Source organism: Virgibacillus doumboii, from assembly GCF_902806455.1.
GTDB classification, from domain to species: Bacteria; Bacillota; Bacilli; order Bacillales; family Amphibacillaceae; genus Lentibacillus; species Lentibacillus doumboii.
Genome location: NZ_CADCWQ010000002.1, coordinates 181,007 through 195,296, shown reverse-complemented (window position 1 = coordinate 195,296; position 14,290 = coordinate 181,007). Strand labels below are relative to the sequence as shown.

Here is a 14,290-nt window from a genome sequence, read left to right as displayed (position 1 = left end):
TCCAAAAAATCGTTCGACTGCTTTCTATGTGGACAAGCGTTATTCTACATATGCTTCCGTATTCTGTTTTCTGCTGTCTAATAAGTTGATAATCCCTGTTCCCGGGCGGATGTTTTTCCTGTGGAGCTGATATTTTTGGTGTGGGGCCGATGTTTTTGTTCTCGGGCAGATGTTCCTGCTGTCGAGCTGATGTTTTTCGTGTCGGGCGGATGTTTACATTCTCGAGCTGACATTTTCCTGTGTGGCTGATGTCTCTGAATAAACAATCAAAAAATATTCATTGACACTCGAGGTTTGCTGTTGTATCATATTTTTTGTTGATTCATTTCGGCGGCGTAGCTCAGCTGGCGAGAGCGTACGGTTCATACCCGTGAGGTCGTGGGTTCGATCCCCTCCGCCGCTATACAGAAGTTAGAGGCAAGAGGTCAGAGGTCAGAGAAAAGTCGGCAAGTTGCCGACTTTTTTATTTTTATAAAAGAAATCGGCGGTTTGCCGATTTTCACCTCTTATCCGACTTCTGACCTCTGGCTTCTGATGAATCCAAAAAAAGCAGGAACCACTATTTAAAGTGATTCCTGCTTTTTTTTATTTTATAGTGAATAGAGCATCCTATATAGACAGCAGCTGCTATCCTCTTTTAGCACCTCGACCTCCGCGTTTGGATTCCGTGTGCTTCTTCAAAGAGGCTAAGCGTTCGTCTGAATCCTTCAGAAATTTATTCATCTTGGATTCAAAAGATTCACCGCGATCACGGTTATTTCTTGGGCGTGCTGGTTTATCCTTCGCTTTCTTAATGGATAAGCCAATCTTGCCATCCTTTTCGACATTAATAACTTTAACCTTAACCTCATCACCTACGCTAAGGTGTTCATTAATGTCTTTCACATAATTGTCGGCAACTTCACTAATATGGACCAGCCCTGTTTTACCTTCACCAATTTCCACGAAGGCTCCAAAATTAGTAATACCCGTTACCTTTCCATTCAGCTTGCTGCCTACTTCGATTGACATAAAAAAAATGCTCCTCCTTAAAAGTTTGAAAAATATAGTTCTTATATATTATAGCTAAGCTTGTAAAAGTGTGTCAATAAGAGGGGTCCTCTTCCGGAATATTAAATATTAATTCTCCTTCTTTGGAGAAAAAATAGTTCGTTCGGGCTATCTCTAACACGTATTCCTCATTATTCAGTAATTTAATCTCTTCTTTAAGATTTTTTTCCTGCTGTTCCAAATTGGCTAGCTTTTCTTCCATTTGTTCGTATTGTTCCTTTTTTTCTTCCTGCAGTGCACGCTGGTTAAAATGGTACGTTGCCAGGCTGCCGACAGTGACTGCTACTACAATAGAAAATAACACAAGACGACGGATTAAGCGCTGTTTCTTTCTCTTTTGTCTTTCTATGTATGCATCATATTGATTCATATAACTTGAATCAAGTCGCGTTACTGTTTTTTTCTTTGCAGTCACAGACATCTACCTCCTTTTAAACGGGAAATATTTCAACCATTTCTTAACTATATTCTCTATTGTACTATAAAACCCTGCTAATTTGTGTAAATAATTTTGGATGTTTTTTGGAAGCAGACGAAAGAGACGCTGAAATAGCCACGAAATTGGCGTAAAAATAATTTTCGCCACATAACGAATCACAGTCATCAGCAAGTTTGCCAGGAAAAGGACGGTCGTTATCAGTAACTGGATCAGAAACTTTACAGGAGTGATGATAAGCCTCTGAACTACTTTTTCAATAAACTGATAGACATTCAGGCAAACCCTGATTACATGCTCCAAAAACCGCTTATATGCATTCGCAGCAAAAACCTGATAAATGGAGAAGCCAAGTAAATTGGCAGCAAATACATAGAACCTGAGTTCACCGCTGTTCACCTGGAACAAAACATAATATAGCAGCATCGTCTGGGTAAGCCAGAAGCTGATTTCCATAAAATAAGTCAGAAACTTATTTTGCTTCCAGTGAATGGAGAAGCGGCGGTGGGTATCTTGTATTATACCCAAATAAAAGCCGCCCAAAACCATGGAAATCATCGTTAAAAATTGAACACTGAGTGTCATCTGAATAGCTTGCTAAAGAATCCTTTAGCTTTCTCCTGACTATGTTCATCCACATAGGAAAGCTCATATACTTTTCCTTTGATTGTAACCAGGCCTTCCCCGACGTCCAGATTTTTCAATTGCAGGTTCTGACCGCGAACGATCAGATATCCCATCACCGTTTCCAGCAAAAACTCCTCATTATCGAAGCTGTCAACTTCTTTAACACCGGTTATCTCCAATTCTTTTCGGTTGTTAACTGTTACTACATGCTCTCTTTGAACACGCTGAACAGGTTCTTTTTCATAATAATTCATATACTTCGCCCTCCTTATCATTATAAATGTATGAATAGGAGGACAAGTATAGAACTATGCTAGTTTACTTTTTCTTCTTTAATCACCTTATACAGCATTTCTGCCTCATCTTTTTTGACAGCTTCCTTCAGAGAATTAACCTCAAGTGTCACTAATTTCTGTCCGAATTTAATTACCATTTCATCACCAACAGATACGGTTGATGAAGCTTTCGCCTGGTTTCCATTAATCGTGATACGCCCTTGGTCTGCTACTTCTTTTGCCAATGTACGGCGTTTAATCAGTCTGGAAACTTTCAAAAATTTATCCAATCGCAAATAATCACTCTCTTTCTTTTGCTTGATTCCAATGATAATCCATTTCATTTAATGATGTTTCATGGATATCTTTCCCCTGCTCATCCAGTTGCTCTTCAATATAAGAAAATCTTGATGTGAACTTCTGATTCGTTTGATTTAGGGCGATTTCCGGGTTCACTTTATAATACCTTGCTATATTGGCAAGTACAAATAATACGTCGCCCAGCTCCTTCTCTACTTCCGTTTCATGTTGATTCGCAATTGCAACACGAACTTCGTCAAGCTCTTCCCGCAATTTTTTCCATATATCATTTATATCGTCCCAATCAAAGCCAACTTTAGCTGCCTTTTTCTGAAGTTTATATGCTTTGCTGAGTGCTGGCAGGCCTGCAGGAATACCATCCAGTACTGATTTTCGGTATTCTCCTTTTTCTTCCTGCTTCAATGCATCCCATGTTTTATAGACGTCATCGATAGATTCAACAGACTTATCGGCAAAAATATGTGGATGACGGTGAATCATTTTGTTGGTGATTGAACCGATAACCTCATTGACTGTAAAGTAACCATCATCCTCACCAATCTGACTGTGGAGCATCACCTGCAGAAGAATGTCACCCAGCTCCTCAACAATTCCTTCATCATCCTGCTCATCAATTGCCTCAATCAGTTCATAAACCTCTTCTACCGCATACTCACGCAATGTTTCATGGGTTTGTTTTTTATCCCAAGGGCAACCATCAGGTCCGCGCAATACCGCAATTACTTCCCTTAATCGGGAAAATGTATGGTTCAGCATATGTGAAGGGACAGGTGGAATATAGACGGAGGTTAAATTGGATACTTCAATTGAACGATCCAGTTCTTCAAGCGGGACTTTTGTAATTTTTTCCTGGTTACTCCCTGCAGCCTCAACGACTGAGATAGAATGGTCTGGCGGCAGATCCTCCAACAGCGACAATTTGACGTCGGATGCAATAAAATGATCATACACCTGGCAAAAAATGATATGTTGCCGGTAATTCAGCTGACTGCGGTCAAATCCTGTCCCATCAACGAATTGGAACCCGTCAATTGGGTCTATTTTTAACGCGGTAAATAAATCATCCAGGTAACTTTGTCCACCACTAACCTCAACCGTCACTTTTTCCTGCTCCAGCAATAGCTGTACCGTTTTTTCAGCAAGCATTGGATGACCGGGAACAGCATAAATAACGGAAGACCCGGCTGCTTCTTCCAACAGAATTTCTGTTATGTTCTGATAAACTGTTTCAAATTGATCAGATGTTTCATAGATATGGTCGAATGATGTAAAAGAAACTCCTTCATTTTGCAATGCGTTTATGACCGGATGATCTTTCGTTCGGACAAAGACAGAATGGTTTGTGTTCGTTATTTTTTTGTAGACACCGAGTGGCAATTGATCTAAATTTCCTGCCCCCAGTCCGATAATCTCTATTTTGTTAGACATTCTTTTCCCTCTCTTTATGAATTCGGATCAGTAATGAAGCAAATGGCAGCATCGATAACTCTTTTTCCGTGAATGCTTTGAACCGTAACAGCAACAACGTGTAGATACATGCTCCCGTAATCGAAATAAAAATAACATACAGTAATAAGACAAGCCGTGACTCTATATCTCCAACAAGATAATCCACTGCAGCTAAATATACAGTCATTCCGCCTGCAGCAACCACGAGCGCACGCCAGTTAATTTGCCTTTCCACTTGAAGGGACGGCAGCTTACGTTTCAATGCGACCAGCATAAGTATGGCAAGTACAGCCAGACTGAAAACGGTGGCAGCTGCACTTCCAGTAATTCCAAAAAAAGGCACCAGCACCTGGTTGCCGATCCATTTAATAAAAAATGCAACCATGATAAAGCCTGCTGTTCGTTTAATATAACCTAATCCCTGCAATATAGACGCTGCCGTTATGGCAATTGAACTAAGAAAAATAGCAATCACAAGGATTTGTAAACTGAAAGTACCTTTTCCATTTTGATAGAGTAATGTATTCGCTTCAGGAAAAATAAGGATTAATCCAAGTGTTGCTCCAATCGCCAGATAAAAACTGAATACCAATGCACTTTGGATATATACATAAAATACAGTTGGGTCTTTGTTTAGTTTTTCCCTTGAAATTGTAGGTATCAATGCCAGCGCAAATGATGAGCCTAATACGGTGCCAAGTTGAATCAATGGCTGACCGCGATCAAATATACCCTTTGCCTGCATCGCATCAAGCTGCGATAGCCCATATTCCATTAGACTGGGGACCAATGTGAACGTATCAGCAAATTGAATAATAATTAATACCATATGATTTAAGGCTGCGACTACCCCTAACGTTAAAAGTGTCTTCACGTAATAACTCCAGGGAATGTCATAGCTGTTATGACTAACAGGTTTACGCTTCATAAAAAAGAAACCCAGTATCAGAATTGCAGCTATTGCACCGAATATAGAAGCGAGTGCTGCAGCCTGTCCAATCATGTAAATGTCTTCTGACTGTACATAAATGAACACAGCAGCAGATATGATTAAAAAGACACGAACCATTTGCTCACTTATTTGTGAATACGCAGTCGGTTTCATTTGAAGCATTCCCTGCGATACCCCGCGCAACAAACTGGAAAAGGGAATAAGCAAAAAGGCGAATGCTGCATACTCATACATTTTTTGCAGATTAGGATCCCCTACCCATACCGCTATTTCTTTCGCATTAAAAAACAAAAACAAGAAAATAGTTCCGCAAATGAATGAAAGCAGCAGGAAAATCGGTAAATAAAAATGTTTAAACGTAGGCCCCGAACCCTGTGCTTTAAGCTCATTAATCATTTTCGATATTGCTGAAGGGAATCCGTACAGTGATAAAATCAAAGCAATAGCGAGAAAAGAATATACTTGCTGATAGATGTAAAACCCGATATCTCCTGTCAGATTTTGCAACGGAATCCGGTAGCCGGCGCTTAACACCTTGCCAATCAATCCTGCCAATGTCAGGAGCAAAGCACCTTTTACTAACTTATTGTTCTCATTCCCCTCCATGACAAACGCCTTTCCCTAATAATTTATATCCATTATAGCATAAGGGTAGATTAGGTCCTATTACTACTATAATCGAATGGGAATCCGAAAAAGTGGCATGAAATAAAAATTTTGCCATGACACTTTTTTTCGCCGGGAAACGATTATAAATATAAAAGGGGTCAGGGCGTTATCGTTACAGAACTGAGTTTATGCGGACATTTATTCCGTTAAATGTGGCAAAACAAGCGTTATTAAGATGTTCACGGACATATTTTCTTTTATCCAGTTAAATGTGCAGGATAATGATGCGTTTATTGACCCCGCAGCGAAACATATGTCCACTTAACTCCTTAGCAATAAAAAAGAACAAAAACCAGAAAGTGCACATCTGGTTTTTGTTCTATATCTTACTGCTATTCCATTTGTTTTGCCATAAACCCAGCGGCAGTTTCAACCGACTTTTGCTCAACATTACTAAGCTTTTTGCCTTCCCTGGATACAATCATGACACAACCGATTGGGTCACCATTTGCAATAATAGGGCTTATACAATATGAATCAAGCTCTTCCTCATTACCTTGGATAACTTCGAGTGAAGCTGATTCCGTTTCAAATACCTGTGTACGGTTTTCCATTGTTTTTTCAAGTTGTGATCCAATACTTTTATTTAAATAATCTTTTTTGGACTCCCCGGCTACAGCGATAATCTCATCCCGGTCACAAATCAGTACGGGATATTGCAGTGAATCAAACAATGCTTCTGCGTATTCCTGCGCAAAACTTCCCAACTCATTAATAGGTGAATATTTTTTTAAGATTACTTCGCCTTCTCTGTCAACAAATATTTCTAATGGATCTCCTTCACGAATACGCAATGTTCGCCTGATTTCTTTTGGGATAACTACTCTTCCTAAATCATCAATTCGACGTACAATACCTGTTGCCTTCATCTTTGAAGCCTCACTTTCCATGATGATTGTTCTGGTGTATGTAACTCATACTTATTCCTCCATGTGTAAAAAAACACCAGTTGTGGTTTTAGTATGAATCAACTTACCAGAACTATACATTTTATTAGAAAAAACTGGCTTCCACTCCTGTCCTGATGGCAACAAACATTGTATTGATTCTAAACTATTGTAATTAAATTTGGCTGTTTGCCTAAACTATATTGTTTTTTGCAGTTGACATAAAATGCGAACTAAATCCGATTAGTAATAAGTTAGTAAGGCTTTCTAACCACCGCAGCTGGAATATACTCGCTTTCCGCAGCGATGTTTTTCCACTCAACTTATTTCAAAGTAGTTCGCAGTCTATGCAAATTGTTAAGTAAGGTTTCATTCGCTAATTTAGTGCAAATAACAAACAATCTTTTGTAATACAGCCTTAATTTTAATCTTCCCGGTTAACTTCTGCCAGCTGTTTAATAAAGTCTTCCGTAATATCATATCGCTGCGGCAGTGTATCACGTGTCCATTTGAAGACAACTTTCAATTTATTGCCTTCCGTTCCAAGTTGGATGTCACGTCCGAATTGATTGGCGAGTTCAAATAATTTAGAACCATCGATTTGCTGACTCCGATCTTCGTCGACCAGCATTTCTGTTTTTTTATTTTTTTCATGTATCGATTCAACCCGCTGCTCTTTGGCGTGTTTTTTTAACGAAGATACGACAAATAAATTTTCCACTTCTTCCGGATAATCACCAAAACGATCAATTAACTCATCACGTAAATCACCCATATCATCGGTTGACTCGATTGATTGAAACTGTTTATACATGTCAATTTTTTGTTTCTCATCGCTAATATACGTTTCTGGAATATATGCATCAATATTAAGTGTCAATTCCGGATCAAATGGGGTTATATCGTCAAGTTCTTTTCCATGTTTACGGGCATCTATGGCGTCTTTTAACATTTGCGAATACATGTCAAACCCGACAGAGTCGATAAACCCATGCTGCTGGGACCCTAATAGATTACCGGCACCCCGGATGGACAAGTCGCGCATCGCAATCTTAAATCCGGAACCAAGTTCAGTAAATTGTTTAATCGCTTCCAGCCGTTTTTCAGCAATTTCGGTCAATACCTTATCCCGCTGATACGTAAAGTATGCGTAGGCAACACGATTAGAACGTCCAACCCGGCCTCGCAGCTGATAAAGCTGACTCAGGCCCATCCGATCCGCATCATTAACAATCAGCGTATTTACATTTGGAATGTCAACGCCAGTCTCAATGATTGTGGTACTTACCAGCACATCATATTCACCTTCCAGGAAGGCAAAAATAACGCTTTCCAGTTCTGTCTCGTTCATCTGCCCATGTGCAACCGCAATTCGTACATCATCAACAAGCATCCCAAGATCCCTAGCCACTTTATCGATATTTTCCACACGATTATACAGGAAAAAGACCTGTCCACCTCGTGCCATTTCACGTTCAATTGCTTCCCGCATGAAAACAGGATTATATTCCATTACATAGGTTTGTATCGGAAAACGATTTTCAGGTGGTGTTTCAATAACGGATAAATCACGGACACCGAGCATCGACATATGCAATGTTCTTGGGATTGGGGTTGCTGTTAATGTAAGTACATCAACATTCGTTTTCAGTTGTTTAATTTTTTCTTTGTGTTTTACACCGAAGCGTTGCTCTTCATCGACAACAAGCAACCCCAAATCACGGTATTGCACATCTTTAGATAATAAACGATGGGTACCGATTACGATATCAACAAGTCCTTTTCGCAGCCCTTCAAGTGTTTCTTTCTGCTGCTTCTTTGTACGGAACCTGCTTAACATGCCAATATTAACTGCATGATCCTGGAACCGCTCCTGTACCGTTTCAAAATGCTGCTGCGCTAAAATAGTTGTTGGCACCAGTATGGCTACCTGCTTACCATCTGCCACTGCCTTAAAGGCTGCACGGATGGCGACTTCGGTTTTGCCGTAACCAACATCACCACAAAGTAGACGGTCCATTGGCCGCTCCCGTTCCATATCTTCTTTGATTTCAGCAATACAACGCAATTGATCCTCTGTTTCCTGATACGGAAAAGAGGCTTCAAAATCACGCTGCATTTCGGTTTCCTCTGAAAAAGCAAACCCTTTACGTGCTTCACGTTCAGCGTAAAGTTTAATCAAGTCATCAGCAATGTCCTCAACAGAAGACTGAACCTTCCGTTTTACTTTCGTCCATTCACTTCCTCCCAGCTTATACAGCTTAGGCTCCTTACCTTCTGACCCGACAAACTTTTGTACTAGATCAATTTGATCAATCGGTACAAAAAGTTTGTCATCACCAGAATATTTAATCAGCATATAATCTTTATGCAGATCATTAACCTCAAGGGTTTCAATTCCTAAATATTTACCAATACCATGATTGGAATGAACTACATAATCGCCTGCCTTGAGTTCCTGATAGTTTTTAATCCGCTCTGCATTTGAGATTTTTTGCTTTTTACGCGGACGTTTCGTTTTGCTTTTAAACAGTTCATTTTCAGTTATAAGCACCAGTTTGTGCATTGGCAATTCAATGCCATTGCTAATATTGCCGACAGCAATTGTCGGAATCGTTGCAGGAAGCTCCAAATTACTTGTAACAACGGATTCAATATCATAATCCATAAAAATGGAATGTATTTTTTCGGCACGTTGTTCATTTGGTGCGAGAATAACTACGGAAAATTCACCTTTCTCCCACCGTTGTAATTCATTTTTAAATAAGTTCATCTGGCCATGAAATTCCTGCATGGCTCTTGAAGATAAATTGACGATGTTCTGCGGCTGGGTGTTTGGAATATGCCGTAAAAAGACAGACATGTAGACTCGCTGCCCATCCATGTTATTCCAAACTGTTTGCCAGTCGAATGAAAATCTACTATCCCGAACCATTCTGTTAGTCTCTAATAAGTTACTGTACCATTCCGCTTCCTCGGTATCGAGATTTGCCGCTGTTTCATGGACCCTGCTCATTTCATCCATCATGATGACACCGTTTGATGGCAGGTAATCTAACAAACTAGCAGGATTTTCATACAAAAAGCCTATGTATTTATACATTTCCTGAAAACGTTCCAGGTTTTTCAGACGTTCGATATCCCTTTCCATCATTTCAGCCAGCGTTTCTTTCGCTTCGGCCGTCTTTAATTTTTTCAGCGAAGCAGACAGCGCCTTTTCTACCCGCTGTGCACCAGTAACCATATCTTCTTCCGTTAAAAGAAGCTCGGTTGCAGGGCCAACTGTTATGCTGTTCTTTTTATCCAATGAACGCTGTGATTCCGCGTCAAAAAAGCGTATAGAGTCTATTTCCTCACCGAATAACTCAATACGCACCGGATATTCTTCCGTTACAGGATAAATATCAATGATTCCACCCCGGCGGCTGAATTCCCCCGGGGTTGTTACCATTGTTGTATGCTCATAGCCCATATCCACCAGAGATGACAGATAGGCATCCACATCAATTTCCTCACCAACATTAAATTGTAATTGATAACTGTCCCAATAGCTTGTTGGCGGTAAAATCCGCTTCAATGCAGCTACAGGTGCAATTAAGACACCTGATTTATTTTGAGACCATTCTGTAAGTGCCTCAATACGCTGGCTCTTTAGTTCCGGACTGGCAATGGCAATTTCTGATGCGATTAATTCATTAACAGGGTATAAATGAATAGTATCATCACCAGCTAATTCTGCCAGGTCATCATATAGCTGTTGTGCTTGTACAAGTTGATGTGTTACGAGCAGGACCGGCTTGTTTAATGACTCATTGATAATGGATACCAGAAGACTTCTCGCAGAACCGGACAGTCCGGCAACGAGCTGTTCCTTCATTCCATTTGAAATTCCATTTATGACTGACTCAACGTCATCTTTTGATCGTAAAAATTCATTAATACCCTTCATTTTCCCCACCTGCTTACGTGCAAAAATGCTCTGATTATCTTATACGGTTTCAGTAAACAGCCTATTATATAACCAAAGCTTTTTTGCATATATTATTGTAGTCACTTTTCGTTAATTGTTGAGTGCAATAACACCGCTCCGGAAATACACTTCGCTTTCCAGGGGGCGGCTGCTGAGCCCCCTTCGTGCTAACGCACTCAGTGGTCTCACCGATGCCTCAGCTCCCCCAGGAGTCTCCGTGTATTTCCTCCGCTAAGATTTGCTCTATACATCACAGTAGATTAACAATGTAGTTTTCTGGGTAGTTCAAACCAAAACCAGCAGCTGGAATAGGCGAGACTCCTGCGGGAAGAAAAGCCTAGGTGAGACCCCGAAAAGCGATAGCTTGAGGGGGGCTCACCAGCTTCCCGCGGAAAGCGAGTCTATTCCAGCTGCGGGGGCTAGAAAGCCTCACTAAATGTACTAGCCAGATGTAGTTCGCAGTCTATATCTTTTAAGTCTAAAACAACAATCTATACGAAAACAGCCTTATTGTATAAAGTAATCCAGTTCATGATACTGTGGATGGCTGCCGAGCGATTCCTCACAGTTCTCACAGATCGTTTGTATGTGAACATCACCATTATTCTGATAGTGAATCATTTCCTTCTGATCCTCAGCTGATAATTTATCCAATCCAAGCATCGATGTATCAACTGTCTCCTGATTCAACTTACCAATCTCATGTCCGCAATGTCTGCAATTATAGACAATAGACATATAAAAACCTCCTCGAATAAACATGGGGTACCATAAAGTTTATCCGAAAAGCATATTTTTATACTATATGTGATTCCTACTGATTAAATTCATTCATAACTTCAGGAAAAGGTTGCTTCAACCACGCTTCACAAGCATCTGCAGCCTTTTTAATGCTCAGATCGACGTCTTTCTGGTCTTCTTTTGGAAAGGAACCAAGCACATAATCAATTACCGGCACCGGAGTAGACGGTCTTCCCACTCCGAACCTCAACCGTTTGAACTCTTTTGTCCCCAAGTGATCAATTATAGACCGGATACCATTATGGCCGCCATGGCCACCCTTTTGCCGCAAACGGATTTTTGCTGTTGGAAGGTCCAAATCATCATAGATAACAAGCACATCATCGATAGCTATATCATAAAAATCCATCAATGGACGAACAGATTCACCGGAAAGGTTCATATATGTCTGTGGCTTAAGCAGAACTACCTTTTCACCATCGATAAACTCAACTGTGGATTTCCCATTAAACTTATCTTTCTTCAGTTTCCAATGATGGCGGTCAACCAATTCATCTATTACCATGAACCCCGCATTATGGCGTGTTTTTTTATATTTTTTTCCAGGATTTCCTAACCCTACTATACATTTCATTTTGATTCTTCCTTTAATCTGGCTATTTTCGTAATTTTTTTGCTTTTTATCTTTGTTTTTGACCACTGCAAAATTTTATAAATACCTAGATACCACTTTGGAACGCTCCTGGTATTGCTTTGCAAGTATTTCGCTGAAACATGGCCACCCGTACAGGCCAGAGAAAAATAACCCCAATTTTAAAATAGCGGAAACAAAATCCGCTTCAATGCTTTTCCAGTGGATTGTCCAAACTTTAGAGGAATGAGGAACCGTTTTGCTATCTGACCCGCAGAACGCATACACTCAATGCGCGTCATATTGCAAGTTGAGTCGGATATGGAGCGCCTTTATTCTGCAGAAGTTTCGGACAGCCGTTATCTGGGGACTGCTGGTAATCCGCCCGTGTTCGTTGTAGATCACAGTCAAAAACAACAACCTATATGAAAACAGCCTTTAATTAGTATTAACTCTATTCATTGTACTTGTTATATTTTTCAAAATAAAGCAAAACCCTCCTACGCGAATAGGAGGGTTTATACGCTTGTCGTATTATTATTCGCTTTTTTCTTCCTCGTCATTATCCTCAGCACCAACCAGTTCCGGCTCAGCATTTTCATCTTCTGGTGCTTCTTCCACATCTTCTACTGTATCCGGCGGTAAGACAGTAGCAACCGTCGTATCAGGATCTTCAAGGAATTCATAGTTGCTTGCTTTTGGTAAATCAGCAATGGCGATGCTGTCACCAATTGCAAGATTTGAAATATCTACACTGATTTCTTCCGGAATGTCGGCCGGCTTAGCCCGTACCTGCAATTCATACATTGGCTGTTGCAATACGCCGCCTTCTTTAGCGCCCTGAGCTTCACCATTCAATTGAAGCGGTACCTCAACATCCATTTCCTCGTCCATGTTAACGATATAGAAATCAACGTGAATCAATTCATCTTTCAATGGATCCATTTGATAATCATATAGCATAACATCTACAGAAGAGTCACCCTCAACATCAAGCGAAATAATTGCATTTTGACCTTCATCACGGACTGTCTTTACCAACTCGATACTATTTACAGCGATTGATTTAGCTTCCTTAGCTTTTCCATAAACAACTGATGGGACTTGTCCACTTTCCCTGATTTGCTTTGTTGCAGATTTCGTATGATCTTCCCGTTTCGTAGCTTTAAGTTTTACTGCCATGTTTATCACCCTCCATTATTTGAAAACCCGGCGTTGGCCAAGGTTATATGGCAAAAATTATCTCTTATCTATTAAAACATAAAAGTAAGAATAGACAAAATATACATCAATTCATACCGTATATTTTATCATCTAAACATTAATCAAACAAAATACTTACTGACTGTAATTCATGTACACGAGTAATTGCTTCACCTATTAAAGGTGCAACTGATAATTCGGTGACTTTGCTACTTCGTTTTTCCTCTGGAAGCGGTATCGAGTTGGTAATAACAAGTTCTTTTATTTTCGAATTATCAATTCGTTCAATTGCCGGTCCTGATAAAACAGGATGGGTACAGCATGCATATACTTCTTTTGCTCCATTTTCGATTAATGCGTTAGCTGCCAATGTAATTGTCCCTGCAGTATCAATGATATCATCAATCAATATTGCTGTCTTGCCTTCAATATTACCAACAATATTCATTACTTCTGCAACATTGGGGCGCGGACGCCGTTTATCAATTATACCAATTGGTGCTTTAAGCCGGTCGGCCATTTTTCGCGCGCGTGTCACACCACCATGATCAGGTGAAACAATTACTAAATCCTCGAAGTTTTTCTCTTCAAAGTAATTGGACAAAATCGGTACACCCTGCAAGTGGTCGATTGGAATATCAAAGAACCCTTGAATCTGTGGTGCGTGCAGGTCAAGTGTTATAACACGATCGGCTCCCGCTGTTTCCAGCAGATCAGCTATGAGTTTGGATGTAATTGGTTCTCTTGACCTGGCTTTACGGTCCTGTCTTGCATAACCATAGTATGGCATAACGATATTGATTGATCTTGCTGACGCACGTTTTAGGGCATCGATCATAATCAGCAGTTCCATAATGTGCTGATTGACAGGTGAAGAAGTCGACTGAACAACATAAACATCACACCCCCGGACACTTTCCTCAATGTTGATCTGAATTTCACCGTCACTGAAAGCAGAAACCGTACATTTGCCCAAATTTGTACCAATATGGCGTGCAATGTCTTCAGCCAACTTACGGTTTGAGTTTAGTGAGAATACTTTCAAATACGGATCCTTGTAGCCAGACGCCATTACGTTA

At 40.2% G+C, this 14,290-nt stretch carries 13 protein-coding genes and 1 tRNA gene; 1 reads left to right on the top strand and 13 read right to left on the bottom strand.

Annotated features, from left to right (window positions below):
- Nucleotides 1-329 precede the first annotated feature (329 nt).
- Nucleotides 330-403 (top strand) — tRNA-Met (locus tag G6R02_RS17225).
- 224 nt (nucleotides 404-627) lie between these two features.
- On the opposite strand, the gene G6R02_RS17220 is transcribed toward G6R02_RS17225, so the two are convergent.
- From G6R02_RS17220 to G6R02_RS17160, 13 genes are all read right to left on the bottom strand, one after another.
- On the bottom strand, nucleotides 628-1,011 hold the full coding sequence (locus G6R02_RS17220; RefSeq protein WP_164670633.1) for a S1 domain-containing RNA-binding protein: 384 nt from the start codon (nucleotides 1,009-1,011) through the stop codon (nucleotides 628-630).
- A 73-nt stretch (nucleotides 1,012-1,084) separates the two neighbouring features.
- A complete protein-coding gene (locus G6R02_RS17215; RefSeq protein ID WP_164670632.1) occupies nucleotides 1,085-1,465 on the bottom strand; it encodes an FtsB family cell division protein in 381 nt (126 codons plus the stop codon).
- 6 nt (nucleotides 1,466-1,471) lie between these two features.
- Nucleotides 1,472-2,071, bottom strand: coding sequence for a spore cortex biosynthesis protein YabQ (gene yabQ / locus G6R02_RS17210; protein ID WP_164670631.1), 600 nt, complete (start codon nucleotides 2,069-2,071; stop codon nucleotides 1,472-1,474).
- A complete protein-coding gene (gene yabP / locus G6R02_RS17205) occupies nucleotides 2,068-2,367 on the bottom strand; it encodes a sporulation protein YabP (protein ID WP_164670630.1) in 300 nt (99 codons plus the stop codon). The genes yabQ and yabP overlap by 4 nt, the downstream gene beginning before the upstream one ends.
- Before the next feature lie 59 nt (nucleotides 2,368-2,426).
- Entirely contained in the window at nucleotides 2,427-2,684 is a 258-nt protein-coding gene (locus tag G6R02_RS17200; protein ID WP_164671107.1) for an RNA-binding S4 domain-containing protein, read from the bottom strand.
- Between the two features lie 4 nt (nucleotides 2,685-2,688).
- Complete coding sequence (gene yabN / locus G6R02_RS17195; protein ID WP_164670629.1) at nucleotides 2,689-4,137, bottom strand: bifunctional methyltransferase/pyrophosphohydrolase YabN; 1,449 nt, start codon at nucleotides 4,135-4,137, stop codon at nucleotides 2,689-2,691.
- The gene (locus G6R02_RS17190) at nucleotides 4,130-5,716 is read right to left on the bottom strand and encodes a putative polysaccharide biosynthesis protein (RefSeq protein ID WP_164670628.1); all 1,587 of its coding nucleotides are present in this window, start codon (nucleotides 5,714-5,716) and stop codon (nucleotides 4,130-4,132) included. The genes yabN and G6R02_RS17190 overlap by 8 nt, the downstream gene beginning before the upstream one ends.
- 395 nt (nucleotides 5,717-6,111) lie before the next feature.
- Nucleotides 6,112-6,648, bottom strand: coding sequence for a stage V sporulation protein T (gene spoVT / locus G6R02_RS17185; protein WP_164670627.1), 537 nt, complete (start codon nucleotides 6,646-6,648; stop codon nucleotides 6,112-6,114).
- Nucleotides 6,649-7,090: 442 nt separating this feature from the next.
- Complete coding sequence (gene mfd / locus G6R02_RS17180; protein WP_164670626.1) at nucleotides 7,091-10,615, bottom strand: transcription-repair coupling factor; 3,525 nt, start codon at nucleotides 10,613-10,615, stop codon at nucleotides 7,091-7,093.
- A 528-nt stretch (nucleotides 10,616-11,143) separates the two neighbouring features.
- Nucleotides 11,144-11,374: an anti-sigma-F factor Fin gene (gene fin / locus G6R02_RS17175; RefSeq protein WP_164670625.1), complete on the bottom strand. Its 231-nt coding sequence runs from the start codon at nucleotides 11,372-11,374 to the stop codon at nucleotides 11,144-11,146.
- A 76-nt stretch (nucleotides 11,375-11,450) separates the two neighbouring features.
- Nucleotides 11,451-12,011 carry an aminoacyl-tRNA hydrolase gene (gene pth, locus G6R02_RS17170; protein WP_164670624.1) on the bottom strand — a complete coding sequence of 187 codons (561 nt, stop codon included), beginning with the start codon at nucleotides 12,009-12,011 and terminating at the stop codon, nucleotides 11,451-11,453.
- Between the two features lie 534 nt (nucleotides 12,012-12,545).
- On the bottom strand, nucleotides 12,546-13,190 hold the full coding sequence (locus G6R02_RS17165) for a 50S ribosomal protein L25/general stress protein Ctc (RefSeq protein WP_164670623.1): 645 nt from the start codon (nucleotides 13,188-13,190) through the stop codon (nucleotides 12,546-12,548).
- Between the two features lie 139 nt (nucleotides 13,191-13,329).
- Entirely contained in the window at nucleotides 13,330-14,283 is a 954-nt protein-coding gene (locus G6R02_RS17160; protein WP_164670622.1) for a ribose-phosphate diphosphokinase, read from the bottom strand.
- Nucleotides 14,284-14,290 lie beyond the last annotated feature (7 nt).